The organism is Agromyces sp. NBRC 114283 (genome assembly GCF_030268405.1).
GTDB lineage: Bacteria > Actinomycetota > Actinomycetes > Actinomycetales > Microbacteriaceae > Agromyces > Agromyces mediolanus.
In genome coordinates this window covers 3,230,978-3,256,997 of the sequence record NZ_BSQP01000001.1, presented here as the reverse complement: position 1 = coordinate 3,256,997, position 26,020 = coordinate 3,230,978, and the positions used below count along the sequence as shown (strand labels likewise).

Annotated in this window: 25 protein-coding genes; 9 read left to right on the top strand and 16 right to left on the bottom strand. The window is 74.4% G+C overall.

The features are described from left to right. Window positions 1–44: 44 nt before the first annotated feature. The gene (locus tag QSJ60_RS15585) at window positions 45–1,487 is read right to left on the bottom strand and encodes an MDR family MFS transporter (RefSeq protein ID WP_502871394.1); all 1,443 of its coding nucleotides are present in this window, start codon (window positions 1,485–1,487) and stop codon (window positions 45–47) included. Window positions 1,488–1,645: 158 nt separating this feature from the next. Here QSJ60_RS15585 and QSJ60_RS15580 point away from each other — a divergent pair, with 158 nt between their 5' ends. Together QSJ60_RS15580 and QSJ60_RS15575 are read left to right on the top strand one after the other, a co-directional pair. Then, window positions 1,646–2,788: an AI-2E family transporter gene (locus QSJ60_RS15580; RefSeq protein WP_189085875.1), complete on the top strand. Its 1,143-nt coding sequence runs from the start codon at window positions 1,646–1,648 to the stop codon at window positions 2,786–2,788. 71 nt (window positions 2,789–2,859) lie between these two features. Continuing rightward, window positions 2,860–3,465 (top strand): hypothetical protein, encoded by a 606-nt coding sequence (locus tag QSJ60_RS15575; protein WP_285464325.1) that lies wholly within the window; start codon window positions 2,860–2,862, stop codon window positions 3,463–3,465. Here QSJ60_RS15575 and QSJ60_RS15570 read toward each other — a convergent pair. After that, entirely contained in the window at window positions 3,449–4,810 is a 1,362-nt protein-coding gene (locus QSJ60_RS15570; protein ID WP_285464323.1) for a GNAT family N-acetyltransferase, read from the bottom strand. The two genes, QSJ60_RS15575 and QSJ60_RS15570, sit on opposite strands and share 17 nt — an antisense overlap. A 252-nt stretch (window positions 4,811–5,062) precedes the next feature. Here QSJ60_RS15570 and QSJ60_RS15565 point away from each other — a divergent pair, with 252 nt between their 5' ends. Continuing rightward, window positions 5,063–6,346: a multidrug effflux MFS transporter gene (locus QSJ60_RS15565; protein ID WP_285464322.1), complete on the top strand. Its 1,284-nt coding sequence runs from the start codon at window positions 5,063–5,065 to the stop codon at window positions 6,344–6,346. 23 nt (window positions 6,347–6,369) lie between these two features. Continuing rightward, window positions 6,370–7,125, top strand: a complete 756-nt coding sequence (locus tag QSJ60_RS15560) for a phosphatase PAP2 family protein (RefSeq protein WP_285464320.1) — start codon at window positions 6,370–6,372, stop codon at window positions 7,123–7,125. Here the strand turns inward: QSJ60_RS15560 and QSJ60_RS15555 are convergent. From QSJ60_RS15555 to QSJ60_RS15540, 4 genes are read right to left on the bottom strand one after another with little or no spacing between them, the layout of a single operon-like run. After that, window positions 7,113–7,610, bottom strand: a complete 498-nt coding sequence (locus QSJ60_RS15555) for a MogA/MoaB family molybdenum cofactor biosynthesis protein (RefSeq protein WP_285464318.1) — start codon at window positions 7,608–7,610, stop codon at window positions 7,113–7,115. The two genes, QSJ60_RS15560 and QSJ60_RS15555, sit on opposite strands and share 13 nt — an antisense overlap. Further along, a complete protein-coding gene (gene moaC, locus QSJ60_RS15550; protein WP_189085881.1) occupies window positions 7,607–8,092 on the bottom strand; it encodes a cyclic pyranopterin monophosphate synthase MoaC in 486 nt (161 codons plus the stop codon). The genes QSJ60_RS15555 and moaC overlap by 4 nt, the downstream gene beginning before the upstream one ends. Then, complete coding sequence (locus QSJ60_RS15545; protein WP_285464313.1) at window positions 8,085–9,344, bottom strand: molybdopterin molybdotransferase MoeA; 1,260 nt, start codon at window positions 9,342–9,344, stop codon at window positions 8,085–8,087. The genes moaC and QSJ60_RS15545 overlap by 8 nt, the downstream gene beginning before the upstream one ends. Window positions 9,345–9,402: 58 nt before the next feature. Continuing rightward, window positions 9,403–9,648, bottom strand: a complete 246-nt coding sequence (locus QSJ60_RS15540) for a MoaD/ThiS family protein (RefSeq protein WP_189085883.1) — start codon at window positions 9,646–9,648, stop codon at window positions 9,403–9,405. 71 nt (window positions 9,649–9,719) lie between these two features. Here QSJ60_RS15540 and QSJ60_RS15535 point away from each other — a divergent pair, with 71 nt between their 5' ends. Next, on the top strand, window positions 9,720–10,886 hold the full coding sequence (locus QSJ60_RS15535) for a ThiF family adenylyltransferase (RefSeq protein ID WP_285464311.1): 1,167 nt from the start codon (window positions 9,720–9,722) through the stop codon (window positions 10,884–10,886). Between the two features lie 23 nt (window positions 10,887–10,909). Further along, window positions 10,910–11,383 carry a molybdenum cofactor biosynthesis protein MoaE gene (locus QSJ60_RS15530; RefSeq protein WP_285464310.1) on the top strand — a complete coding sequence of 158 codons (474 nt, stop codon included), beginning with the start codon at window positions 10,910–10,912 and terminating at the stop codon, window positions 11,381–11,383. 31 nt (window positions 11,384–11,414) lie between these two features. On the opposite strand, the gene moaA is transcribed toward QSJ60_RS15530, so the two are convergent. Genes moaA through QSJ60_RS15505 form a run of 5 tightly spaced genes read right to left on the bottom strand, consistent with a single transcriptional unit; the run spans window position 11,415 to window position 15,799 of the window. Further along, complete coding sequence (gene moaA / locus QSJ60_RS15525) at window positions 11,415–12,506, bottom strand: GTP 3',8-cyclase MoaA (RefSeq protein WP_285464309.1); 1,092 nt, start codon at window positions 12,504–12,506, stop codon at window positions 11,415–11,417. Window positions 12,507–12,556: 50 nt separating this feature from the next. Next, a complete protein-coding gene (locus QSJ60_RS15520; protein WP_285464307.1) occupies window positions 12,557–13,690 on the bottom strand; it encodes an ABC transporter ATP-binding protein in 1,134 nt (377 codons plus the stop codon). After that, window positions 13,687–14,517 (bottom strand): ABC transporter permease, encoded by an 831-nt coding sequence (locus QSJ60_RS15515; RefSeq protein ID WP_502871393.1) that lies wholly within the window; start codon window positions 14,515–14,517, stop codon window positions 13,687–13,689. The genes QSJ60_RS15520 and QSJ60_RS15515 overlap by 4 nt, the downstream gene beginning before the upstream one ends. Then, window positions 14,514–15,395 carry a molybdate ABC transporter substrate-binding protein gene (gene modA / locus QSJ60_RS15510; protein ID WP_285464305.1) on the bottom strand — a complete coding sequence of 294 codons (882 nt, stop codon included), beginning with the start codon at window positions 15,393–15,395 and terminating at the stop codon, window positions 14,514–14,516. The genes QSJ60_RS15515 and modA overlap by 4 nt, the downstream gene beginning before the upstream one ends. Further along, window positions 15,392–15,799: a TOBE domain-containing protein gene (locus QSJ60_RS15505; protein WP_285464303.1), complete on the bottom strand. Its 408-nt coding sequence runs from the start codon at window positions 15,797–15,799 to the stop codon at window positions 15,392–15,394. Before QSJ60_RS15505 ends, modA begins: the two co-directional genes overlap by 4 nt. A 248-nt stretch (window positions 15,800–16,047) precedes the next feature. On the opposite strand from QSJ60_RS15505, the gene QSJ60_RS15500 reads away from it, so the two are divergent. The 3 genes from QSJ60_RS15500 to QSJ60_RS15490 all read left to right on the top strand — a co-directional run bounded on the left by QSJ60_RS15500 (window position 16,048) and on the right by QSJ60_RS15490 (window position 19,402). Then, window positions 16,048–16,578 carry a nucleoside deaminase gene (locus QSJ60_RS15500; RefSeq protein ID WP_285464301.1) on the top strand — a complete coding sequence of 177 codons (531 nt, stop codon included), beginning with the start codon at window positions 16,048–16,050 and terminating at the stop codon, window positions 16,576–16,578. Window positions 16,579–16,623: 45 nt separating this feature from the next. After that, complete coding sequence (locus QSJ60_RS15495) at window positions 16,624–18,081, top strand: NCS2 family permease (protein ID WP_189085994.1); 1,458 nt, start codon at window positions 16,624–16,626, stop codon at window positions 18,079–18,081. A 181-nt stretch (window positions 18,082–18,262) separates the two neighbouring features. After that, window positions 18,263–19,402: an MFS transporter gene (locus QSJ60_RS15490; RefSeq protein ID WP_285464299.1), complete on the top strand. Its 1,140-nt coding sequence runs from the start codon at window positions 18,263–18,265 to the stop codon at window positions 19,400–19,402. Window positions 19,403–19,428: 26 nt separating this feature from the next. Here the strand turns inward: QSJ60_RS15490 and QSJ60_RS15485 are convergent, their stop codons facing one another. The 5 genes from QSJ60_RS15485 to QSJ60_RS15465 form a co-directional block, all read right to left on the bottom strand. After that, on the bottom strand, window positions 19,429–20,175 hold the full coding sequence (locus tag QSJ60_RS15485) for an SDR family oxidoreductase (RefSeq protein WP_285464298.1): 747 nt from the start codon (window positions 20,173–20,175) through the stop codon (window positions 19,429–19,431). Next, complete coding sequence (gene xdhC, locus QSJ60_RS15480; protein WP_285464296.1) at window positions 20,172–21,038, bottom strand: xanthine dehydrogenase accessory protein XdhC; 867 nt, start codon at window positions 21,036–21,038, stop codon at window positions 20,172–20,174. Before xdhC ends, QSJ60_RS15485 begins: the two co-directional genes overlap by 4 nt. A 10-nt stretch (window positions 21,039–21,048) precedes the next feature. Further along, window positions 21,049–23,436: a xanthine dehydrogenase molybdopterin binding subunit gene (xdhB, locus tag QSJ60_RS15475; protein WP_285464295.1), complete on the bottom strand. Its 2,388-nt coding sequence runs from the start codon at window positions 23,434–23,436 to the stop codon at window positions 21,049–21,051. Then, the gene (locus tag QSJ60_RS15470) at window positions 23,433–24,974 is read right to left on the bottom strand and encodes a xanthine dehydrogenase small subunit (RefSeq protein ID WP_285464293.1); all 1,542 of its coding nucleotides are present in this window, start codon (window positions 24,972–24,974) and stop codon (window positions 23,433–23,435) included. Before QSJ60_RS15470 ends, xdhB begins: the two co-directional genes overlap by 4 nt. A 264-nt stretch (window positions 24,975–25,238) precedes the next feature. Then, complete coding sequence (locus tag QSJ60_RS15465) at window positions 25,239–25,988, bottom strand: IclR family transcriptional regulator (protein ID WP_230764274.1); 750 nt, start codon at window positions 25,986–25,988, stop codon at window positions 25,239–25,241. Window positions 25,989–26,020: the final 32 nt, after the last annotated feature.

The following is a 26,020-nucleotide window of genomic DNA, read 5'->3' as shown; positions in this document are numbered from 1 at the left end:
CGCGCCCACGCCCGCGCAGCGCGAGCCGCGCGCCGCCTCGCGCCTCAGCCGGCGGCGGAGGGCTCGCTCGGGGCGAGCTCCACGTCCTCCACGCGCGCCTGCGGCATCACCAGCGCCGCGACGATCGTCGCCGCCGCGGCGACGATCACCGCGACGAACACCGCGGTCGCGGCCCCCTGCATCGCCACGGGGGAGTGGTCGCCGAGCCCTGACCGCTCGATCACGCCGTTCGCGACCGCGCCGAAGACGGCGACGCCGACCGCGCTGCCGACCGAGCGGAGGAACATGTTCGCGCCCGTGACCACGCCGCGCTCCGACCACGGCACGGAGGACTGCGCCGCGATGAGCGTCGGCGAGGCGACGAGGCCGAGGCCGAGGCCGACGATGAAGCAGGCGAGGGCCGCCGTCCACGGGTTCGGCACGAAGGACGCCGCGATGAGCGCCGCCGAGCCGGCGATCGCGATCGCGAGGCCGATGAGCGCCGTGGTGCGGAAGCCGAGCCGCAGGTACAGCCGCCCCGACTGCGACGCCGAGATCGGCCAGCCGAGCGTGAGCGCCGCGACTGCGAGGCCGGCGACGAGCGGGCTCGACCCCGCCGACACCTCGAGGAACGTCGGCACGTAGGAGGTCAGCCCGATGAGCACGGCGCCGACGCCGAGCGAGATCAGCGAGGTCGTGACGATGAGCCGGCGGGAGAACACCCAGAGCGGCAGCACGGGCTCCTTGGCCCGCAGCTCGATGAACACGAACGCCACGATGAGCGCCGCGCCGACGCCGAACGCGCCGAGCGACTGCCAGGACAGCCACGACCAGGCCTGGCCGCCCTCGAGCACCGCGAGGATGAGCAGCGTGAGCCCGAGGGTGAGCACGATCGAACCGCTCACGTCGATCGTGTGCTTCTCGCGGCCGAGCGACTCGTGGTAGCGGCGCCACAGCACCACGGCGGCGATGACACACAGCGGGATGTTGATGAAGAAGATCCAGCGCCAGTCGAGGTACCCCGCGAACAGGCCGCCGAGCGTCGGCCCGATCACCGAGGACACCGCCCAGACGCTCGCGATGTAGCCCTGCACCCTGGCCCGCTCGCGCACGGTGTAGATGTCGCCGGTGATCGTGATCGAGACCGGCATCACCGCGCCCGCGCCGAGGCCCTGCACCGCGCGGAAGACGATGAGCGAGGTCATGTCCCAGGCGAAGCCGCACAGCACCGAGCCGAGGAGGAACAGCCCGATGCCGACGAGCATGATCGGCTTGCGCCCGACCGTGTCGGCGAGCTTCGCGTACACCGGCACCGAGACGGCCTGGGCGAGCAGGTAGACGGAGAACAGCCACGGGAATTGCGCGAAGCCGCCGAGGTCGCGCACGATCGACGGCACCGCCGTCGCGAGGATCGTCGAGTCGATGGCGATGAGCCCCGTCGCGAGCATGAGCGCGATGAGCACCGGCCCTCGCTCGGAACGGAATCCGACGGCGGTCTCTGCGGTCACGGTGCTCCTTCCGGCGGGCGCGCGTCGCCCATGGGCGCGTCTTCCCACTTGAGGTCAACGCGGCCGCCGCCCGTTCATTCCGAGCACACGAGATCCGGCCTGTCAACTCGCCGTGGGGGACCTTCCGCTGCGTCACAGGCGGGGGTTACGGTCGGATCATGCGGATTCCGTCGAAGTCCCGATCGGCCTCCGGCCCGGCGAAGGCCGAGGCCACCGTGCGCGACGCCACGAGCAAGCCCGACGTCGTCGAACTGCCGTCGTTCCGCGTCAACGCGTTCCGGATCGGCTTCACCGCGACCCTGGGCGTGCTCGTCGCGCTCGCGCTCGGCGGCATCGTCGGCCAGCTCTCGACCGTCATCCTCTATGTGGCGCTCGCGCTCTTCCTGGCGCTCGGCCTGGACCCGGTGGTCAGCTGGATGCAGCGGCGGGGCCTGCCCCGCTGGGCCGCCATCCTCATCGTGTTCGCCGTCGTGATCGGGCTCTTCGTCGGCCTGATCGCGACGATCGTGCCGATCGTCATCACCGAGAGCACCCGCATCGTCAACGACTGGGACCGCATCGTCGTCGCCGTGCGCGAGAGCCAGCTCGTGAGCTGGATCAACGGGCTCACGGGCGGCGACTCGATCGACCAGGCCATTCAGGCCATCGGCGACTGGCTGAGCGATCCCGCGCACATCGGCTCGCTCGGCGGCGGCCTTCTCGCGGTGGGCGCGGGCATCGCGGGCGGCTTCACGGGCGCGACGATCGTGCTCATCCTCACCCTCTACTTCCTCGCCTCGCTGCGCTCGATGAAGCGCGCCTCGGCCCGATTCGTGCCGGCCAGCTCGCGCCGCGGCTACCTCGACGTCGCCGGCGACATCACCGGCGCCGTCGGCCGCTACGTCATCGGCCAGGTCACCCTCGGCGCCGTGAACGGCGTGCTCAGCCTGATCTACCTCACGATCATCGGGGCGCCGGCGCCGATCCTGCTCGCCTTCGTCGCCTTCCTCTGCTCGCTCGTGCCCCTCATCGGCACGCTCACGGGCGCGGTGATCATCTCGCTCGTGTCGTTCGCGGCCTCGCCCGTGACGGCGCTCGCCGCGGCGATCTACTACCTCGTGTACATGCAGGTCGAGGCGTACGTCATCAGCCCGCGCATCATGAACAAGGCGGTCGCGGTGCCCGGCGCCCTCGTCGTCATCGCGGCGGTCGCGGGCGGCACGCTCGGCGGTGTGCTGGGCGCCCTCGTCGCGATCCCGGTCGCGGCGTCGATCATCATCATCCTCGAGAAGGTCGTCTTCCCCCGCCAGGACGCCCGCTGAGCCGGGGCCGGCCGGACGTCTCGCCGGCGGGGACGGATGCCGCGGCTGCGGCGCTGCGCCATCGCGACCAGGTGGCGTGCGCGACGGCCGCCGTGTGCGCGATCGCGGCGGGGCTGATCTGGTGGTTGTGGGTCGCCCCGGTCGTGCAGTCCGTCGCCGCAGCCGAGCCGCACCGGCTCGGCGAACCGATCGCGGTGCAGCTCTCCGCGGGCGAGCGCGCCGGCGTGTGGGCGAGCGGGATCGCCGCGAACCTCGGCACCGTCGAGTGCCGTGCGTCGGGACCAGGTGGCGGGGAGCTCACGCTGCGCTCCGGCCCCTCGCTCGACTGGGACGACACGCTCTGGTGGATGACGCCGAAGCCCGGCTTCGCCCAGGTGCTGCAGTTCACGGCCGAGCGGGCGGGCGTTCACACGGTCTCCTGCCGCGACGCGCTCGACACCTACGACGCCGAGGTGCTCGTCGCGGGCGACGCGTTCGGCAGCGGCGGTCTCGGGCTCGGGGCGGGCGGCGCGAGCCGCTTCCCGATCGGCAGCGTGCTCGCCTTCGGCGCGGTCGTCTTCCCGGGCGTCGCAGTGCTGATCCCGATCGTCATCGCGCTGCGTCGGGCGAGCAGTCGGCGGCGCGAGCGAGCTGCTCGGCGGCGTTCCTCGTGGGGCGGCCTCAGAACCAGATGCTGAGCCGCGGCGCGCGGTTCGTCGCGAACAGGCGGTCGGCGACCGCGAGCGAGCCGGGGCCGGTCTCCTCGACCCGGCCGGCACGGGCCAGCAGGCTCGCCCTGGCGTCGCCGAGGTACATGGCGGCGAGCGCGTCGACGCCGAGCCGGAGACCGTGCGCGGGCTTCGATCGGCGGGTCGGGGCGGCCGTCGCGCGGCTCGCGGAGGAGGCATCCGCCCCGCCGTCGAGGCGCTGCACCTCCGCGACCCCGCGCGCGGAGACCTCGAGCGCGTAGCGGCCGGCCGCGTGACCCAGCGAGTCGTCGAGCTCGAGCACGAGCGAGCCCGGGCCCTCGTAGCGGCGCGCCTCGAGCGCGGCGACGGGGTCGAGGATGCGCAGCCAGAGGTGATCGCCGACGGTCGTCGTGATCGCCCGCTGGTCGGCGAGCAGCCAGCGCAGCGGCTCGTCGACGGAGCGGAGGCGGGCGCGCACGGTGGACACGAAGTCCTGCTCGAGCAGGAAGCGCCACAGCGCCGCCTCGGCGTCGTCGCTCGCGGCGGCCAGGAAGTCGAACTCGAGGACGCCCGCGCCCATCCCGTCGCGGGTGATGCGGTACGAGACGAAGCCCTGCGCCTGGCCGCGCTCGTCGTCGTAGCGGGCGACGCGCGTCGCTCTGGCCGCCTCGCCGGCGGGGTCCTCGAGCCCGAGCACTCGGTCGACGAGCGCCGGCCAGCGGTCGATCTCGCCGGGCGTGCGGGCGACCTGGCGGCGCACGATCTGTCCGGCGGTGCGGCGGAAGGCTGCGGCATCCGTCACGAAGCGCACCCGGCCCGACGCCTCGGCGCCTGCCCACTCGACCCGACGCCGGTCGATCTCGAGGGTCGCCGCGCGCGCGGCGGGCGCGTAGCCGTAGCGGCCGTAGAGCGTCGCCTCGGTGGCGGTGAGCATCGCGACGGCGGCGCCCGCGGTGACGGCGTTCGCGAGCTCGGCCTCCATCATCGCCCTGGCGATGCCGCGGCGCCGGTGGGTCGGGGCGACCGTCACGGCCGCGACGGCCCAGCCGTCGACGCTGCGACCGCCGGGGACGCTGAGACCGGTCGGCCAGCTCGCGACCGTCGCGACGGGCGTAGCGTCGTCGAGCGCGGGGTCGTAGACGCCCTGCACCCGGCGTTCCTGCAGCAGCGCGCCCTCGCGCTCGAGGGTCTCGGGCGTCGGGCGGGGGTGATGGAAGCCGCGGTGCTCGGCCGCCGACCAGGCGGCGAGCGCCTCGCGATCGTCGGGGGAGAGCACGCGGTAGTCGAGGCCGAGGCCGCCGAGACGGGCGGCGGTGGCGGGGTCGGCGGGGAAGGCGCGGAAGTCACTCGACACGCCCGCCACCCTACCCACCCCGCCTGAGCGCCCGCCCGGCCCGCCGCTCGATGCGCTACCATGGATTTCCTCGAATCGATTCGATACCGCGGCCGCCATCGGCGGCCCGGCCACGGGCGCTCGACCCGTGCGCGATTCGAGCCTGGATCCGGCACGCCGGACCCGACCCAGGCGGGCCCGCCCGACCCGCCCGGCCAGCACCGCCGATCCACCGCCGCCCGCGCCTCGCCGCCGCATCCGCCCAAGGAGCCCATGTCCACCGCTTCCATCCCGATCATCCGCCCCGACGACACCGGCTCGGTCTCGGCCGTCAGCGCGCACCCCGGCGATCGGCTCAGCCGCCGCCAGCGGCTCGTCTACGTGCTCGTGCTCGGCGCGCTCACCGCGCTCGGGCCGTTCACCGTCGACCTCTACCTGCCCGCGTTCCCCGTGCTGCAGTCCGAGCTCGGCGTCGGCGCGGCCGCCGTGCAGCTGACCCTCACGGGCACGATGATCGGCTTCGGCTTCGGACAGCTCATCGTCGGGCCGTGGAGCGACAAGGTCGGCCGGCGGCTGCCGCTCATCCTCTCGACGCTGCTGCACATCGCGGCCTCGCTCGGCGCCGCGTTCGCGCCCGACATCACCTGGCTCGCGGTCTTCCGCCTGCTGCAGGGCTTCGGGGCGGCGGCCGGCGGCGTCGTCGCGATGGCCATGGTCCGCGACCTCTTCGGCGGCAAGCCGCTCGTGCGCATGCTCTCGCGCCTCGCGCTCGTGAACGGGCTCGCCCCGGTGCTCGCGCCCGTCATCGGCTCGCAGCTGCTGCAGGTGATGGACTGGCGCGGCGTCTTCTGGGCGCTCGCGGCGTACGGGGTCGTCGTCGTGGTCTGCGTCTCCTTCCTCATCGTCGAGACGCTGCCGAAGCAGCGCCGGCACGCCGCCGGGCACTCGACGATGCGCGAGCGCTACCGCGCCCTGTTCCGCGACCGGGTGTACCTCGGCGCGGCGCTCGTCGGCGGCATGGTGTTCACGGGTCTGTTCGGCTACCTCTCGACGTCGTCGTTCCTGTTCCAGGAGGTGCACGGCTTCACAGCGCAGCAGTACGGGCTGCTCTTCGGGGTGAACTCGGTCGGCATCATCATCGGCGTGCAGACGAGCTCGCGGCTCATGCGCGGCCGGGTGCAGCCGCAGTGGATCCTCGCGGTGACGACGCTCGTGCTGCTCGGCTCGGCCATCGCCATCGCGGTGCTCGACCGCACCGGCGCCGGCCTCTGGGGCACGATCGTGCCGCTGTTCCTGTTCATCATGGCCTGCGGCTTCTCGTTCCCGGCGGTGCAGATCCTCGCGCTCGCCTCCCACGGCAACGAGGCGGGCACGGCGGCCTCGCTGCTCGGCGCGCTGAACTTCGGCCTCGCCGGACTCATCTCCCCGCTCATCGGCCTGATGGGCGTCGGCAGCGCCGTGCCGATGGCGATCGTGATGACCGCGGCGGCCCTGGTCGCGATCGTCGCGCTGTGGGCGCTCGTGCGCCCCCGCAGCGTGCCGCCGCTCGGCGACTGAGCCCGGGCGGCTAGCGTGGGCGCATGGCCCACGACGAGTCGAGCGACCCCGGAACGCCCGCGCCGGCGGATCCGACCACCACGGCGGACGGTGCGGATGCCCCGGCCGCCCGCCGCCTGCACCGGCGGGTCATCGTCGCGGCGGGCGTCGGCGTGCTCTTCGTGGCGCTGCTGCTCGGCGGCCTGATCGCGGTGCGCAACGGGGTCATCGGTCTCGACGAAGGCTGGGCCGGCGAGGTGATCGAGCTGCGCGGCGCGTTCGGCGACGCCGTCGCGTTCACCATGAACCGCCTCGGCGGCGGGGCGATCGGGGTCTTCGTCGTGCCCCTCGGCGGCGCGATCGTGCTGCTGCTCTGCCGCCGCCCCTGGGGAGCTGCCTTCTTCATCCTCGCCTCGGCCGCGAGCGCGGGCGTCGTGCAGCTGCTGAAGCACCTCTTCGGCCGGGCCCGCCCCGAGGACATGCTGGTCACGAGCGACTTCGGTTCATTCCCCTCGGGGCATGTGGCGAACGCCGCGACGATCGCCGTGGTCGTCGGCATCATCGCGCCGCGGGTGTGGGTCTGGGCGCTCGGCGTCGCGTACACGCTCCTGATGGCGTTCACCCGTACCTACCTCGGCGTGCACTGGCTCACCGACACGATCGCGGGCGCGCTCGTCGGCGTCGGGGTCGCGCTCGTGGTGTGGGCGATCCTCGCCCGCCCGCTCGAGGAGGAGCGGCAGCGCTGGCACCGACGGCGGGATGCCTCGGCCGGCACCGCCCCGACAGCTCAGGCGGGGTGATCGCCGCCGGCGAGCTGGTCGAGCACGTGGTCGAGCACCTCGTCGAGGAGTTCGAGCCCGTCGCGCACGCCGCCCGATGAGCCGGGCAGATTCACCACGAGCGCCCCGGCGGCGACGCCCGTGCGGCCGCGGCTGAGCAGCGCCGTCGGAGTGGTGGCGGCGCCGCGGCGGCGGAGCTCCTCGGCGAAGCCGGTCAGCTCGCGGTCGAGCACGGCGGCGGTCGCCTCGGGCACGGTGTCGCCCGGGGCGATGCCCGTGCCGCCGGTGGAGACGACGAGGGCCGGGCTCGTCGCGAGCGCCGTGTCGAGGGCGATCGCGAAGTCGGGGCCGTCGGCGACGACGATCGGGCCCTCGACGGCGAAGCCGCGTTCGCGCAGCCAGTCGGCGATCACGGGGCCGGTGCGGTCCTCGTACACGCCGGCCGCGGCCCTGGTGGACGAGACGATGACGACCGCGTGCGCGCCGTGCCGAGTGCCCGCGCTCACGCGCGGTTCCACTCGCCGCGCTTGCCGCCCGACTTGGCGAGCACGCAGACGTCGGTGATGACGGCCTCGTGGTCGACGGCCTTGATCATGTCGTAGAGCGTGAGCGCCGCGACGCTCGCGGCCGTGAGGGCCTCCATCTCGACGCCGGTCACGCCGTTCGTCGTCGCCGTCGCGACGACGCGCACGCGGTCGCCGGCCGGTTCGAAGTCGACGGCGAGCTTCGTGAGGGGCAGCGGGTGGCACAGCGGGATGAGGCTCGAAGTCTGCTTCGCCGCCATGATGCCGGCGATGCGCGCGGTGCCGAGCGCCTCGCCCTTCGGCAGGGTGCCGTCGGCGACGCGGGCGACGACGTCCTCGCGGGTGACGAGCACCGCCTGGGCGCTCGCCGTGCGCCGGGTGACGGCCTTGTCGGTCACGTCCACCATGTGCGCCGAGCCGTCAGCGCGCAGGTGGGTGAGGCCGGTCGCGGACTCGTCAGTCATCGATCCTCCAGATGTCGACGGGGGCGCCGGCCGGGAGCCGATCGACGCCGACGGGCAGGTGCACGAGCACGGTCGCCTGAGCGTAGGCGTGCAGCAGGTGGGAGCTCGGCGCGCCGACCTCGACGGCGCCGTCGCCGTCGAGGACGCCGCGGCGCACCTGGTGCTTGCCGAGCGGCGACACCACCTCGTGGGCGAGCGGGAGGGTGGCCCGGTGCCGGTCGGGGGCGAGCCCCTCGAGTCGGCGCAGCACGGGGCGCAGGAAGAGCTCGAAGGAGACGAGCGCGCTCACCGGGTTGCCCGGGAACGCGACGACCGGGAGGGCCGCGCCGTCGTCGAAGCGCGCCAGTCCGAGGCCCTGCGGCCCGCCGGGCTGGATCGCGACCTTCTCGAAGGCGACGCCGAGCGGGGCGAGCGCCTCGCGCACGACCTCGAAGGCGCCCTCGCTCACGCCGCCGCTCGTGACCACGAGGTCGACGCGGTCCGCCGCGGCGGCGATGGCCTGGCGCAGGGACGCCGCGTCGTCCGGGGAGACCGCTTCGACCACCTCGGCGCCGCAGCCGCGCAGGGCGGCGCCGAGCATCGCCGAGTTGGCGTCGTGGATCTGCCCGGGCCGGAGCTCGGCCGCGGGGGGCCGCAGCTCGTGCCCGGTCGAGACGAGCAGCACGCGGAGCCGCCGCCGCACCGGGAACGTCGTCACGCCCGCGGCCGCGAGCGCACCGAGCTGCGCCGGACCGAGCCGGGTGCCGGCGGCGAGCAGGAGCGCGCCCGCGGCGATGTCGCTGCCCGCCCGGCGGACGAAGGCGCCGGGCTCGACGGGAGCGGCGAAGCCGACGGTCTCCTGCACGGGTGAGTCGTGGCGCGCGCCCGAGATGCCGATGAACGCGGGCGGATCGGCCGCCTCGATGGGCACGACCGCGTCCGCGCCGTGGGGGATCGGCGCGCCCGTCATCACGGGCGAGGCGGTGCCGGGGGCGAGCTCGAAGACGTGGTCGCCCGCGGCGCTCGTCGGCCCGATCGGGAGCCGCACGGGGGAGTCCGGGGCGGCGCCGGCGAGCTCGGCGGCGCGGAGGGCGTAGCCGTCCATCTGCGAGTTGTCGAAGCCGGGCAGCTCGATCGGGCAGACGACGTCGGCGGCGAGCACGCGACCGAGCGCGTCGCCCCCGGAGAGGCTCGCGTCCTCGGCGTCGAGCCGGGACTCGAGCGGGGCGAGCAGCTCGGTGACCGCACGACGGTGTTCGGCGTAGCTGCGCATGCGTTCAGCCTAAACGGCGGATGCCTGGGAGAGCCTGTGCCGGCGGGAGCCCGTGCGCTCAGCCGCCGGCGAACGGCGGCAGGAGGTCGACCGCGGCCCCGATGGGCGTGGCCGGGTCGCGGCGCACCGTGCCGTCGACGAGGAAGGAACCGTTGCGGAGGACGCGCCGCATGGGCTCGCCGTAGCGCTCGGCGAGCAGCTCGCGGAGCGCGCCGACGGTGGCCTCGCCGAGCTCCAGGCGTTCCTCCTCGCGACCCGCGGCGTCGGCGGCGGCCGCGAAGTAGCGCACGGTCACGACGGTCATGGGCTCGATGCTACCCGACGGCGGAATCCGGCATCCGTCACGCGGAAAAGCTCCGCGAGTACACTGACCGGATGACCCAGCCGCTCGTCGCGCCAGGCGCGCCGCTCAGCGCCGCGCGCGTGAACCGGCACAGCCGTCAGCTCATGCTGCCCGGCTACGGCGAGGACGCGCAACGCCGGCTCGCCGCCGCCCGCGTGCTCGTGATCGGCGCCGGCGGCCTCGGCAGCGCCGTCGTGCCCGCGCTCGCCGGGTCCGGCATCGGCACGATCGGCATCGCCGACGACGACGACGTCGAGCTCAGCAACCTGCCGAGGCAGCTCAGCCACGGCGTCGCCGACCTCGGCCGCCCGAAGGTCGACTCGCTCGCCGACACGGTCGCGGCGATCGACCCGGAGTGCCGGGTGGTGCGGCACCGGGTGCGGCTGACGGCGGCGAACCTGCCCGGCATCCTCGCCGACTACGACCTCGTCGTCGACGGCAGCGACAACTTCCCCACCCGCTACCTCGCGAACGACGCCGCGCACCTCGCGGGGGTGCCGCTCGTGTGGGGCGCGATCCTGCGCTTCCAGGGCCAGCTCGGCGTCGCCTGGCGGGGGCACGGGCCGGGCTACCGCGATCTGTTCCCGACGCCGCCCGCGCCCGGCGACGTGCCCTCCTGCGAGCTCGGCGGCGTGCTGCCCACGCTCTGCCTCACGATCGGCGCGATGCTCGCGAGCGAGGTCGTGAAGCTCGTCACGGGGATCGGCGAGCCGCTGCTCGGACGGGTGCTGAGCTACGACGCGCTGAGCGGGCGCAGCCGCGAGATCGCCTACGGCGCCGACCCCGACGCCGCCGAGATCACGGGGCTCGTCGACTACGAGCGCTTCTGCGGGCTGCCTCCTCGGGAGGCATCCGCGGATGCCGCGGCCGCGGCGATCTCGGCCGCGGAGCTCCTGCGCCGGCTGCGCGCCGGCGAGGCGCTGCGCCTGCTCGACGTGCGCGAGCCCGGCGAAGCCGAACTGCGGCGGATCGCCGGCAGCGAGCTCGTGCCGCTCGGGGAACTGCTCGGCGGCGCGGAGCCCGCGGCCGCGCCGGGCCCGCTCGTCGTGTACTGCGAGCTCGGCATGCGCTCGGCGCGGGCCGCCGCGGCGCTCACCGCCCGCGGGCACGCCGACGTCGTCTCGCTCGACGGCGGCCTCGACCGCTTCGCCGCGCTCGGCGCAGAGTACCTCAGCAGACGACCCACGCAGACCCGATGAACCGCAGCGGAAGCGAGCCAGCGATGCCCCGATCCGAGCCCACCGAGCCCGAGCCCACCGAGCCCGAGCCCACCGTGCCCGACCCCAGCGAGCTCTACGCCGTCGTCTCCGAGGACCCGCTCGACGCGGACGCGGTGCGCCGGGCGGTCGAGCACGACGCCTCGGGCGCGGTCGTCGTGTTCCACGGCGTCGTGCGCGACCACGACGGCGGGCGGGCGGTGCGGGCCCTCGACTACCGCGGCCACCCCGAGGCCGAGCGCTTCCTCGCCGACTGCGTGCGCCGCATCCGCGAGGAGACGGGCTTCGCGGTCGCCGCGGCCCACCGCGTCGGCGATCTCGCGATCGGCGATGTCGCGCTCGTCGCGGCGGCCGGCGCCGGGCACCGGGCGCAGGCCTTCGACGCGTGCGAGCGGCTCGTCGAGCTGGTGAAGCAGGAGGTGCCGATCTGGAAGCGGCAGCACTTCGACGACGGCGTCTCGGAGTGGGTCGGCCTGTAGGAGCGGCCCCGGCGACCGGGCTGCCGCCGCCTCAGCCGCCGATGTAGCTCATCTCGATCTTCGGCCGGGCGGCCCGCAGCTCGGGCGTGAGCGTCGCCCGCAGTTCGGAGTACCGGTCGTCGCGCGCGCCCCAGATCGCCCCCATGGCCCTGGCGAGCTCGGCGTCGTCGGCGCCGCCGCGGAGGATCGCCCGCAGATCGTGGCCCTCGCTCGCGAAGAGGCAGGTGAAGAGCCGGCCCTCGGTCGAGATCCTGGCGCGGTTGCAGGTGCCGCAGAACGCGTTCGTCACGCTCGAGATGACGCCGATCTCGCCCTCGCCGTCGGCGTAGCGCCAGCGCGCCGCGGTCTCGCCGGGGGCGGAGCGCCCGACGGGCAGGAGGGGCAGCTCGGTGCCGATGCGCTCGACGATCTCGGCGGAGGGGACGACCTCGGCGAGGTCCCAGCCGTTCGAGGTGCCGACGTCCATGTACTCGATGAAGCGCAGCGTGTAGGGCGTGCCCTTGAAGTGCCGGGCCATGGCGACGACCTCGTCGTCGTTCAGCCCGCGCTTGACGACCATGTTCAGCTTGATCGGGCCGAGCCCCGCCTCGTGCGCGGCGTCGATGCCGGCGAGCACCCGAGCCACCGGGAAGCGCACGTCGTTCATCTCCTGGAACTTGGCGTCGTCGAGCGAGTCCAGCGAGACCGTGACCCGGGTGAGTCCGGCGTCCCGGAGGGCCCGGGCCTTCACCGCGAGGGCGGCGCCGTTCGTGGTCAGGGCGAGCTCGAGCGGACGCCCGTCGGGGGTGCGCAGCTCGGCGAGCCGGGCCACGAGCTCCTCGACGCCGCGGCGCAGCAGCGGCTCGCCGCCGGTGAGCCGCAGCTTCTCGACGCCGTGCGCGGCGGCCACGCGGGCGATCCGCACGATCTCCTCGAAGCTCAGCAGCTCGTCGCGGTCGAGGAAGGCGTAGTCGCGACCGAACACGGCCTTCGGCATGCAGTAGACGCAGCGGAAGTTGCAGCGGTCGGTGATCGAGATGCGCAGGTCCCGCATGGGGCGGCCGAGCCGATCGGGCAGCTCGCCGGAGGCCGGCAGCCGCCTGGCTCCGCCCGTCCCGGCTCGCGCCGGCGTCGTGATCGTCATCGTCACCCCCTCGTGGGCGTCTACCGTAACACCGCCCCGGGAGGGCTCCGTCAGTCGAGCGGGCGCAGCGACACGTCGGCGGCCTCGATCCGGAAGGCGAGGGCCGCGCCCGCTTCGAGGTCGAGCGCGACGGCCGCAGCGGTCGGCACGTCGACGGCGACGCCGGGGTGTTCGGCGGTGACGATGCGCACGCCGCCGCCCGTGGGCTCGAGGCTCGCGACGGTGCCGGACCAGTGGTTCGCCTCGGCGTCCCCGCCTCTCGCGGGGGCCGCGCCCGGTGCCACGTGCACCGCACCGGGGGCGAACACGGCGGAGGCGCGCGCGCCGGGCACGAGCCCGGCCGGCTCCGCCGCGCGCAGCACGAGGCCGCCGCTCGCCCGCACCGTCGCCGCGTCGAGCGCGACGCCCTCGACGAGGTCCACCCCGGCGAGGGCGGCGATGAACGGCGTGCGGGGGTGCCCGAGCACGCGCGCGATCGGGCCCTCGTCGACGAGGCGGCCGGCCTGGAGGATCGCCGCATGTCCGGCGAGCACGAGCGCGTCGAGCGGGTCGTGAGTGACGAGCAGCATGGGGATGCCGAGCGCCGCCCGATGCTCGCGGACGAGCCGCCGCATGCCCGCCGCCGCCTCGACGTCGAGCGCCGCGAACGGCTCGTCGAGGAGCAGCGCCGCCGGCTTGGCCGCGAGCGTGCGTGCGAGCGCGACGCGCTGCTGCTGCCCGCCGGAGAGCTCGGCCGGCCGATGGTGCTCGAAGCCGGCGAGGCCGACTCGCTCGAGCCAGGCGGCGGCCTCGGCGCGCGACTCCCGGCGGCCGGCCCCCTGGGCCCGCGGGCCGAAGGCGACGTTCTCGAGTGCGCTGAGGTGCGGGAACAGCAGCGCCTGCTGGCCGAGCAGGCCGACGCGGCGGGCCGCGAGCGGGACCTCGCGCGCGCCGGCGCCGCCGAGGAGGCGCCCGCCGATGCGGACCTCGCCGCGGTCGAGGGGGACGTGCCCCGCGATCGCGCCGAGCATCGTCGACTTGCCGGAGCCGTTCGGCCCGAGCACGGCGAGCACCTCGTCGGGGCCGACCGCGACGGCGGCGTCGAGCCGGAAGCCGCCCCGCTCGACCTCGAGCTCGGCGACGAGTCCGGCGCCGGCGGCCGGCCGGTCCGAGGCATCCGCCCGGCGCTGCGGTGCGGCGCTCATCGCGGGGCGTCCGCTCGCCAGCCGCGCATCAGCACGAGCACCGCGATCGCCACGGCGATGAGCATGAGCGACAGCGCGATCGCGGTGTCCTCGCTGACCCCGGCGCCGTTGAAGGCCGTGTAGATCGCGAGCGGCATCGTGCGGGTCGTGCCGGCGGCGTTGCCGGCGAACAGCGCGGTCGCGCCGAACTCGCCGAGCGCCCGGGCGAAGCAGAGCACGGCGCCGGCGAGGAGGCCCGGAGCGACGAGGGGAAGGGTGATCCGGCGGAAGACGGTGAACCGGCCGGCGCCGAGGCCGGCCGCGACGCCCTCGAAGCGGGTGCCGGCGGTGCGCAGGGCGCCCTCGACGGAGATCACGAGGAAGGGCAGGGCGACGAAGACCTGGGCGATGACGACGGCGGCGGTCGTGAAGGGGATGCGGATGCCCCAGACCGCGAGCACCTCGCCGAAGAGCCCGGTGCGGCCGAGGAGGGCGAGCAGGGCGATGCCGCCGACGAGCGGCGGCAGCACGAGGGGCAGCGTCACGAGGGTGCGGAGCGCCGCGGCGACTCCGGGCCGGCTCCGGGCGATGACGAGGGCGAGCGGGACGCCGAGCACGATGCACGCGAGCGTCGCCCAGCTCGCGGTCGCGAGGGAGAGCCCGAGCGCCTGCAGCGCCGCGGGGGAGGTGATGGCGGCGGGCACACCCGCCCAGTCGAGCCGCACGAGCAGCGCCGCGAGCGGCAGCAGCAGCACCGCGGCGCCGAGGCCGGCCGGCAGGTACAGCCAGCCGGGGAAGCGCCCCGCGGCGGCGGTGCCGTCGCGGGGCGCGTGCGCGGCTCGGGTCACGGCGCTCCGAAGCCGAAGGAGGCGAGCACCTGCTGCCCGGCCTTCGAGGTGACGAAGGTGACGAAGGCGGCGGCCGCCTCCGGGTTGGGGGCGGCGGTGAGCGCGGTGAGCGGGTAGACGTTCGTCGCGTCGGCGGCGTTCGCGATCCGCACGCCCTCGACCGCGTCGCCTGCGGCCTCGACGTCGGTGACGTAGACGAGCCCCGCGTCGGCCTCGCCGGACTTCACCTTGGTGAGCACAGCGGTGACGTTCTGCTCCTCGCTCGCGGGGGTCAGCCTGAGGCCGGCGGCGTCGATGAGGGTCTGCGAGGCGGCGCCGCAGGGCACCTCGGGGGCGCAGAGCACGACCGTCGCGGGGCGGCCGTCGGCCGTCGTCGTGGCGCCGTCGGCGAGGGCGTCGAGGCCGTCCACGCCGAGCGGGTTGCCGGGGGCGACCGCGATCTGGAGCACGTTGGTGGCGAAGTCGTCGGCGGACTCGGCGAGGCCGGCGTCGAGCACCTTCGTCATGTTCTTCTCGTCGGCCGAGGCGAAGACGTCGGCGGGCGCGCCCTCGATGAGCTGTGTGGCGAGCACGGAGGAGCCGTCGTAGGTGATGGGCACGACGTCGAGGCCAGGGTGCTCGGCCTCGAACTGCGCGGCGAGCTCGTCGAAGGCGCCGCTCAGCGAGGCGGCCGCGTAGATCGTGAGCTCGCCCGTGAGCGCTCGCTCCCCGGCGCCCGCGCTCGCGGTCGGGCTCGCCTCGGTGGGGGCGCCGCTCGCGCAGCCGGCGAGGAGGGCCGCGGCGGCGACGGCCACCCCGGCTCGAGCGAGGCTCGAGCGGCGGTGGCTGGCGGGGAGGGGGCTGCGGGTGCTGCGGGACGTGCGGTGCTGCAGAGTCACGACGAGGGATCCTCTTCCGTCTCGATGATGACCGTGGTCGCCTTGACCACGGCCACGCCGCGCGAGCCGATCTCGAGCTCCATCTCGCGCGCGGCCTCGGCCGACATGAGGGAGACGACCCGGTTCGGGCCGCACTGCAGCTCGACCTGGGCCATGAGCCCGGCGATCTCGACCTTGGTGACGAGACCGACGAAGCGGTTGCGGGCGCTGCGGCGCACATGGGACCGGTCGGTGATGGTCGCCGCGACGGCCTGCGCCCTCGCGGCGAGCTCGCGACCGGGCACGACCTGGCGGCCGGCGTCGTCTTTCGAGACGCTCAGCAGCCCCTCCTGCACCCATCGCCGAACGGTGTCGTCGCTCACGCCGAGAAGATCGGCGGCCTCACTGATCCGATACTGCGCCATAACAGTGACCATAGTTCCGCATCTGCGGACCTGCAAGCAAGGTTTCCGTATTTCAGAATCAAACTTCCAAAAACGTGTAGACCGGGGCAGGGGCGGCTGTTAGCCTCGACCAGTCGCCGGGCCCGCCACGAAGCCGCCCGGTGCCAAAGCCCAGCAGACCCGAACGGATCGACGACGATCACGACGGCGCCGAACCGGCGCCGCTGGCCGAGCCGACCGGTCGGACTCCGAGAGCAAGGATGCTTTTCATGGAATCGCTCGGTACCACCACTCCGGCAGACACGGGCCCCCAGGGCGCCGCGCCGACGCCCGCCCAGTACCTCGCCCGAGCCGTCGCGCTCGCGACCGAGAACGTGCGCCGCTCCGGCGGCCCGTTCGGCGCCATCGTCGTCACCGCCGACGGCCGCGTCTTCGAGGGCGTCAACCGGGTCACCGCGAACCTCGATCCCACCGCGCACGCGGAGGTCTCCGCCATCCGCGCCGCCTGCCAGAGCATCGGCGACTTCGACCTCTCCGGCGCCGTGCTCTACACGAGCTGCGAGCCCTGCCCGATGTGCCTCGCCTCCTCGCTGTGGGCGCGCATCGACCGCGTCTACTTCGCGGCCAGCCGCCACGACGCGGCCGACGCCGGCTTCGACGACGCCGTGTTCTACCGCTACTTCGAGGGCGACGACGCCGACCGCGCCGTCATGCCGGTCACCGACATCGAGCTGCCGCCCGCCGAGCGGGTCGCCCCCTTCACCGAGTGGCAGCACACCGCCACCCGCATCGAGTACTGAGCGGAGCCGAACGTGACCCAGCACACCGACAGCACCGCCACGCCGATCCCCGACCCGCTGCCCACGGGCGCGACGACCACGGTCGACGGCGAGCCGAAGAACGCGATCGACCGCTTCTTCGAGATCACCCGGCGCGGCTCCACCTTCGGGCGCGAGATCCGCGGCGGCATCGTCACCTTCGTCACGATGGCGTACATCGTCATCCTGAACCCGCTCATCCTCGGCGGCTCGGAGGACGTCGCCGGCAACGCACTCGACGCCGCCCAGGTCGGCGCGGCGACGGGCCTCACCGCCGGCCTCATGACCATCCTCTTCGGCGTCTTCGCCCGGCTGCCCTTCGCCATCGCGGCCGGCCTCGGCATCAACTCCTTCCTCGCGGTCTCGGTCGTGGGGCAGGTCACCTGGCCGGAGGCGATGGGCCTCGTCGTGATCAACGGCGTCATCATCGTGCTGCTCGGGGCGACCGGCGCGCGGACCGCGATCTTCCGGGCGGTGCCGCAGGCGCTGAAGGCGGCGATCACCGTCGGCATCGGCCTGTTCATCGCCTTCATCGGCTTCGTGGACTCGGGCTTCGTCAACCGCACGCCGGGCGGCCCGCCCGTGCAGCTCGGCGACGCCGGCTCGATCACCTCGGTGCCGACGCTCATCTTCCTGCTCGGCCTCGTGCTGATCGGCATCCTCGTCGCGCGCCGGGTGCCGGGCGGCATCCTGATCGGCATCGTGGTCACCACCATCGTCGCGATCATCGCCCAGGCACTGCTGAAGCTCGGTCCCTCCTTCGAGGACCCGAACGGCTGGCACATGACCATCCCCGAGCTGCCCACCGCCCTGTTCACGGTGCCCGACTTCGGGCTCGTCGGGCAGTTCGACGTGTTCGGCGCCTTCGGCCGGATCGGCGCGCTCTCGGCCACGATGCTCGTCTTCACCCTCGTGTTCTCGAACTTCTTTGACGCGATGGGCACGATGACGGGGCTCGCGAAGAACGCCGGGCTCGCCCACAAGGACGGCACCTTCCCGCGGCTGCGGGCCGCCTTCATCGTCGAGGGTGCCGGCGCCATCGCGGGCGGCGCGACCTCGACCTCCTCGAACACGGTCTACGTCGACAGCGCCTCGGGCATCGGCGAGGGCGCGCGCACCGGGCTCGCCTCGGTCGTCGTCGGGCTGCTGTTCCTGCTGTCCATGTTCCTCACGCCGCTCACCCTCGTCGTGCCGATCGAGGTCGGCTCGGCCGCGCTCGTCGTGGTCGGCGCGATGATGATGGGGCAGATCCGCGAGATCAAGTTCGACAAGTTCGCGGTCGCTCTGCCGGCCTTCCTCACGATCGTGACGATGCCGCTCACCTACTCGATCGCGAACGGCATCGGGGTCGGCTTCATCTCCTGGGCGCTCGTGAACGCGGCGTCGGGCCGGGCGCGCAAGGTGCACTGGCTGATGTGGGTCGTCGCGGCCGGCTTCGCGCTCTACTTCGTGCGCGGGCCGATCGAGAGCCTCATCGCGGGCTGAGCCCGACGTTCGACGCGCCCCGGCCGGCACTCCCGGCCGGGGCGCGCTCGCGTCCGCCGCGCAGCGCACGCCGCCGCCGTCACACGCCCCGCTGTCGTGGTGGGATGGATCGGAAGGGAACGGTGAAGAGGATTTGACCACGAACGGACCGGGCGCAGGATCGGTGTGGCGGGCGCCCGGGATGCCCGCGCTCATCTCGATGACGGCCCTCGGCTTCTCCGGCTTCGCCGTGCTCATGCCGGTCGCCCCGCTCTGGGCGGTCGCGGGCGGCGCCGACGTGGCCGGCGCCGGGCTCGTCACGGGCGTGCTGATGCTCGCGACCGTGGCCGGGCAGACGATGGTGCCGGCGGCACTGCGCCGCTTCGGCTGGGCGCCCGTGCTCGTGGTGGGGCTCCTCCTCCTCGGCCTCCCCGCCCCGGCGATGCTCGCCTCGACCGAGCTGCCCGTCATCCTCGTCTGGTCCGCGGTGCGCGGTCTCGGCTTCGCCGTGCTCACGGTGGCCGGCGGCAGCGCCGTACCCGAGCTCATCGAGCCGGCCCGTCGCGGCCGGGCCATCGGCGCGTGGGGGCTCGCGATCGCCGGGCCCCAGCTCGTGCTGCTGCCGCTCGCACCCTGGGTGGCGGAGCACCTCGGCTACGCCCCGGTGTTCGCCGTGGCGGTGCTGCCCGTGCTCGGCATCCCCGCCGCGCTCCGCCTCGCCAAGCACCTCGCCGCGAAGCCGCCGCACCCGGCCGAGCACGCGCACGCCTCGCACGGCCCGCTCGCCGCGGCCGCCGTGCTGTTCCGCCCGGTCGCGCTGCTCCTCGCCGTCACCGTGGCGGGCGGCGCACTGATCACCTTCCTGCCCCAGCTCGCCGGCGACCAGCTGCTCGCGGCCGCCGCGCTGCTGCTGCTCACGGGCCTCGCGGCGCTCTCGCGCTGGCTCATCGGCGGGCCGGCCGACCGATTCGGCGCCCGGCCGCTGCTCTGGCCGCTCGTGCTCGCCACCACCGCGGGCCTCGCGATCACCGCCTGGGGCGTCGTGGACGCCGCGGCACCGGCGGACTGGGCCCTGCTCGTCGGCGCCGCCCTCGTCGGCCTCGGCTACGGGGGACTGCAGAACCTCACGCTGGGCGAGGCGTTCGCCGCCGTCGGCCCGCGCGACACCCTGCTCGCGAGCATGGTGTGGAACATCGGCTTCGACGCGGGCACCGGCTTCGGCGCCGTGCTCGTCGGCACGATCGCGGCGGGCTTCTCGTTCCCGGTCGCGTTCCTCTGCGCGGCGGCGCTGTCGCTCGCGACGCTCCCGCTCGCGATCATGCGGGGGCGCCGGCTGAGCTGACGGCGGATGCCTCGGCGCCGGCGCGCTCAGCCGCGGCCGATGAATGGCATGCCCGCCGCGGTCGCCGTGAGCTGCGGCACGCTCACCGAGAGCGGCAGCTCGGCGAGGGCGAGCACGAGCCGGGCGACGTCGTCGGCGGCCATCGTCGGCTCGACGAGGCGGCGGCCGTCGGCCTGGAGGGCCCCGTCGCCGACGAGGCCGGCGACGAGTTCGGTGCGGGCGTTGCCGAGGTCGAGCTCGGTGCAGGTGATGCCGTGCGCCCGGCCGTCGAGCTCGATCGACTTCGAGAGCCCCGCGATCGCGTGCTTCGTGGTCGTGTAGGCGGCCGAGCGGGGCCGGGGCACCTGCGCCGAGACGGAGCCGTTGTTCACGATGCGGCCGCCGGGAGGATGCTGCGCCGCCATCCGGCGGAACGCGGCCCCCGCGCAGCGCACCGCCGCCGTCACGTTCACCGCGAGGGTCGCCGCCCACTCGGCCTCGTCAAGCCCGCCGACGTCGGCGCTCGGCCCGAACGTTCCCGCGTTGTTGAAGAGCAGGTCCAGCCGGCCGAAGCGCTCGTCGTGCCGGGCGAAGAGCCGCTCGACGTCACCGGGCTCGGTGACGTCGGCGGGGACGACGAGCGCCGTCCCGGAGCCGGCGGCGGTCTCTTCGAGGGGCGCGCGGCGGCGCCCGGCGAGCGTGACGTTCCAGCCCGCCCCGAGCAGCGCGCGGGCGCAGGCGCGGCCGATGCCGCTGCCTGCGCCGGTGACGAGGGCCGAGCGGGCGGCGCTCACTCGGCGCGCTCCTCGGCCGCGTCCGTCGACGCCAGGTCGTCCGATCCCTCCGCCGCCTCGATGAGTTGCAGCATCCGCGCGGCGACGCTCACGGCGATCGCGGCGGGCAGCTTCGATCCGATGCCGTCGATGCCGATGGGCGTCGTGACCCGCGCGAGCGCCGCGTCGTCGTGGCCGAGCTCGTGCAACTTGCCACGGAACCGCGCCCACTTGGAGCGCGAGCCGATGAGCCCGATCGAGCCGATGCCGGGCGTCCGCAGCGCGGTCTCGACGATCGCAAGGTCCTCGACGTGGTCGTGGGTCATGACGAGCACGTGCGCGCCGGGCGGCAGCTCGGCGAGGGCGGCCTCGGGCACGGGCGCGTGGTGCACCCGGACCTCCGCGACGGCGTCGCCGAGGGGGCCGCTGCGGCCCGGTTCGCCGAGCCGCTCGGCGGCGAGCATCTCCGGGCGGGAGTCGACGAGGTGGAGCTCGAGCGGATGCCTCGCCAGCAGGCGGGCGAGCTCGAGGCCGACGTGGCCGACGCCGAAGACGGCGACCGCGGGCACCGTGCGCACGGGTTCCAAGAGCATCGTGACCTCTCCTCCGCAGCACTGCACGCCGTACTCCGCGTTCGCCTTGTCGCTCAGGGTCAGCGTGAGCAGCTCCGGCTCGGCCGCGCCCGCGGCGAGGAGCTCCCGCGCGCGGCGCACGGCCGTCGCCTCGAGGTTGCCGCCGCCGACGGTGCCGAAGAGGCCGTCGGCGGAGACGACCATCTTCGCGCCGCCGTTCCGCGGCGCGTGCCCGCGGACCATCGCCATCGTGACGATGACCCCGGGCGTCCGCGCCTCGCGGAGCCGCTGCAGCGCGTCGAGCCAATCCATCCGGGTCCCGTCAGTCCGCGCCGACGAGCTCGCGCGAGGCATCCGTCTGCGCGACGGCCGCGGCGGGTGCACCGGCCGCCCGCGCCGCTTCGACCGCCCAGAACACGGCCTCCGGCGTCGCGGGCGAGGCGAGCTCGACCGCGCGGCCGCCGGGGCCGAACGCGGCGACGGCCTCGCGCAGCGCCTCCCGAGCGCTGAAGGCGAGCATGAAGGGCGGCTCGCCGACGGCCTTCGAACCGTAGACGGCACCCTCCTCGCGGGCGTCCTCGAAGAGCCGCACGTTGAACACCTCGGGCATCTCGGAGAAGCTCGGCAGCTTGTACGTCGACGCGGACTGGGTGAGCAGGCGGCCGCGCGCGGGGCCGTCGCTCTCGTCCCAGCGCAGTTCCTCGAGCGTCAGCCAGCCGACACCCTGCACGTACGCGCCCTCGATCTGCCCGATGTCGAGCATGGGAGAGAGCGAGTCGCCCACGTCGTGCACGATGTCGACCCGGCGCACGCGGTAGGCGCCCGTGAAGCCGTCGACCTCGACCTCGCTCGCGGCCGCACCGTAGGCGAAGTACTTGAACGGCGAGCCCTGCATGACGTCGGGGTTCCAGTGCAGCCCCTCGGTGCGGTAGTAGCCGGCGGCCCAGAGCTGCACCCGCTGCAGGTACGCCGCCTCGGCGACCTCGGCGAAGCTCAGCCGCTGCTCGCGGTTGCCCAGGCCGGTGACGACTCCGCCAGAGAAGCGCACGTCGCGCTCGTCGACGCCGAGGAGGCGCCCGGCGACCTTCGCCATCCGCTCGCGGATCTGCTCGCACGCGTTCTTCACCGCGCCGCCGTTCAGGTCGGCGCCGGAGCTCGCCGCGGTCGCGGAGGTGTTCGGCACCTTGTCGGTGCGGGTGGGCGCGAGCCGCACCTGGTGCAGCTCGAGGCCGAGCGCCGTCGCGGCGACCTGCAGCATCTTCGTGTGCAGGCCCTGGCCCATCTCGGTGCCGCCGTGGTTGATCAGCACCGAGCCGTCCTTGTAGACGTGCACGAGCGCGCCCGCCTGGTTGAACGCCGCGAAGTTGAAGGAGATGCCGAACTTGATCGGGGTGATCGCGAGCGCCCGCTTGCGGTCTTCGTGGGCGGCGTTGAACGCGGCGATCCCGGCGCGCCGGGCGTCGAATTCGCTCTCGGCCTTGAGTTCGCTCCAGATGCGGGGCATCCGCTCGGCGTCCTTCACCGTCTGCCCGTATGGGGTGGCCTGGCCGGGCCGGTAGAAGTTCTGCTCGCGGAGGGTCGCCGCCTCGATGCCGAGCTCGGGGGCGACCCGGCCCAGGATGTCCTCGATGAGGAAGACGCCCTGCGGGCCGCCGAAGCCGCGGAACGCGGTCTGCGAGGTCTTGTTCGTCTTCGCGATGCGGCCGTGCGCGTGCACGTTCGGGATCCAGTAGGCGTTGTCGAGGTGGCAGAGCGCACGCCCGAGCACGGGCTCGGAGAGGTCGAGGCTCCAGCCGCCGTCGGCGGTGAGCGTGGCCTCGAGCGCCTGGATGAAGCCGTCCTCGCTGAAGCCCGCCCGCCACTCGATGTGGAAGGGGTGGCGCTTGCCGGTCATCGTCAGGTCCTGGGTGCGGTTCAGCCGCAGCCGCACCGGCCGGCCGGTGAGCTTCGCGCCGAGCGCGGCGATCGCGGCGAGTCCGTGCGGCTGCATCTCCTTGCCGCCGAAGCCGCCGCCCATGCGCAGCTGCTGCACGGTGACCTCGTTCGAGGGCACGCCGAGCACGTGCGCGACGATCTCCTGCGTCTCGGAGGGGTGCTGCGTCGAGCACTGCACGAAGTACTGGCCCTCGGAGTCGCGGATCGCGTAGGAGGCCTGCGTCTCGAGGTAGAAGTGCTCCTGCCCGCCGAACTCGGTGACCCCCGAGAAGATGCGCGGGGCCTTGGCGAGGGCGGCGGCCGCGTCGCCGCGGGCGACGGTGCGGGCGATGCCCTGGTACGACTCCGCCGCGATGGCGTCGCGCACCGTGATGAGCGAGGGTAGCGGCTCATACTCGACCCGCACGGCGGCGGCGCCGAGACGGGCGGCCTCGGGCGTCTCGCCGAGCACCCAGACGAGGGCGTGGCCGAGGAACATCGCCTCGCTCGGGAACAGCGGCTCGTCGTGCTTGATGCCCGCGTCGTTCAGTCCGGGCACGTCGGCGGCGGTGAGCACGCGCACGACGCCGGGCACTTCGTAGGCGGGGGCGACATCGACCGTGACGCGCGCGTGCGCGTTCGTCGACTGCACCGGCCAGGCGGTGAGCACCCCGTGGTCGCGGGCGGCGAGGTCGTCGGTGTACATCGCCGCGCCGGTGACGTGCAGCGCGGCGCTCTCGTGCGCGGCGCGGAGCCCGACGACCGGGTCGGCGGGGCGGTCGGCGAGGGCGCTCATGCCGGGACCTCCGTCCGGATGCCGCGACTGGAGCCGCGGGAGGTGGCGTACAGCTTCAAGAGGGCGGTGCCGAGCATCGCGCTGCGGTAGTCGGCGCTCGCCCGATGGTCGCTCATCGGCGTGCCGGTCTCGCGCAGCACCGCGGAGGCGGCGCGCACGGTGGCGAGGTCCCAGGGCTTGCCGACGAGCGCCTGCTCGGCCTCGTAGGCGCGGAGCGGCGTGGCGGCGACACCGCCGAGGCCGATGCGCGCGGCGGCGACGGTTCCCGCGTCGTCCACGTCGAGCGCGAACGCGACGGCGACGCTCGAGATGTCGTCGAATCGGCGCTTGGCGATCTTGTGGAACGCGGTGAGTCCGGCGAGCGGCAGCGGGATGCGGATGGCCCGGATGAGCTCGCCCGGCTCCCGCACCGTCTGGCGATAGCCGGTGAAGTACTCGGCGAGTTCGACCTCGCGCTCGACGACCGCGCCGGCCTCGTCCGCCTTCGCCAGCACGACGCGGGCGCCGAGGGCGAGGAGGGCCGGCGGGGTGTCGCCGATGGGCGAGCCGGTGCCGAGGTTGCCGCCGATCGTGCCGCGGTTGCGGATCAGCCGGGAGGCGAACTGCGGGAAGAGCTGCGCGAGCAGGGGCACCCGGCCGTCGAGGCGGCGCTCGACGTCCGAGAGCGGCAGCGCCGCGCCGATCTCCACGACGTCGTCGCCGAGGTGCAGCGTGCGCAGCTCTTCGAGCTGCTCGATGGCGACGACGAGCGGCGCGCGGCGGCCGCGGAGGTTCACCTCGACGCCCCAGTCGGTCGAGCCGGCCACGAGGAGCGCGTCGGAGTCGTCGCGGAGGATCGCCAGCGTCTCGGCGAGCGAGGCGGGGCGCACGAAGCGGGCGCCCTCATGGGCGTAGTCGGTGGGGACGGCGACGGGGGCCGGCCGCTCGCGGCGCTCGGCGAGCGGGTCGCCGGCTTCGGGGAAGCCGAGCGTGTAGGCCGCGTCGCGGATCGGCCGGTAGCCGGTGCAGCGGCAGAGGTTGCCGCTCAGCGAGTGCAGGTCGAAGCCGTTCGGCCCGTGCTCGGCGTCGGCGGCGCTGTCCGGGTCGTTCGGGGCGGCGGCGCTCGGAGCGCCGTCGTGCACGGGGCAGGGCTCGGCGGAGGCATCCTGCGCGACCCGATCCGCACGGTAGAACTCGCCCGCCATGCTGCAGGCGAAGCCCGGGGTGCAGTAGCCGCACTGGGAGCCGCCGGCCTCGGCGAGCTTCTCCTGCACGGGGTGCAGGGCTTCGGGGGAGCCGAGGCCCTCCGCGGTGACGAGCTCCTGGCCGGCGAGGGCGTGCACGGGCACGAGGCAAGCGTTCACCGCGGTCCAGGCGGTGCCGCCGTCGTCGGCTGGGGCGGCGAGCAGCATCGCGCAGGCGCCGCACTCGCCTTCGGCGCAGCCCTCCTTGCTGCCGGTGAGGCCGGTGTCGCGCAGCCAGTCGAGGGCGGTCGCGTGGGCGGGGACGCCGTCGAGCGGGCGGGAGCGCCCGTTGACGGTCACGGCGTGGTGTTCCATGTCGAAACTCCTCGGGTCCGGCGTCAGCGTCGACGCCTGCGGCACCGGGGCCCCGGTGGCCCCACCTCGCACCGCGCCTGCGCAGCGGCAGGCACCTCCAGGGTACCGCTCGCCGAGCCGGCAGTTCTTGCGATCCGGAATCCGGTTTTCGCAGAACGGATATGGATACTACGCGACTCGGGCGCGATCCGGCAGGGGCAGTGCGTGCGGGGTCGCCGAAGGAACGCCCGGGCGATGGTCGAGGGTGAAGAGCCGGGCGGCGGCTCAGGCCGCGGCGGCGAGCGCGCCGATCTCGCGCACGGCTTCGCGGAGCACGGGGATGGCCCGGGCGGCGAAGTCCTCGTCGACCCGGGCGATCGGCCCGGAGACCGAGACGGCCGTCGGCACGGGCGCGCCGGGCACGGCCATGGCGTAGCAGCGCACGCCGATCTCCTGCTCGCCGTCGTCGATGGCGTAGCCGCGCGCGCGGATCTCGGCGAGGTCGGCGAGCAGCGCCTCGAGGGTGGTGATGGAGCGCTCCGTCTCGGCGGGCAGGCCCGTGCGGCCCACGATCTCGCGCACCTGCTCGTCGTCGAGCTCGGCGAGGATGGCCTTGCCGACGCCGGTGGAGTGCAGGTACGAGCGGCGGCCGACCTCGGTGAACATGCGCATGGCGTGCGGCGAGGGGGCCTGGGAGACGTAGATGACGCGGTCGCCGTCGAGGGTGGCGAGATTCGCGGTCTCGCCGAGGCGTTCGACGAGGCCCTTGAGCTGGGGCCGGGCGAGCTGCCCGAACTGGCGGTTCGCGACCTCGCCGAGGCGCACGAGGCGCGGGCCGAGCGCGTACCGGCGGTTCGCGAGCTGGCGGGCGTAGCCGAGCGAGACGAGGGTGCGCAGCAGCCGGTGGATGGTCGGCAGCGGCAGCTCGGCCATCGTCGACAGCTCGCTCAGCGTGACGTCGCCGCCCGCGTCGGCGATGAGTTCGAGCAGGTCGAAGACCCGCGCGACGGACTTGACGCCTTCAGCTTCGGCCATGCCGGGGCTCCTCGGTTCTGCATCTCGGGGGC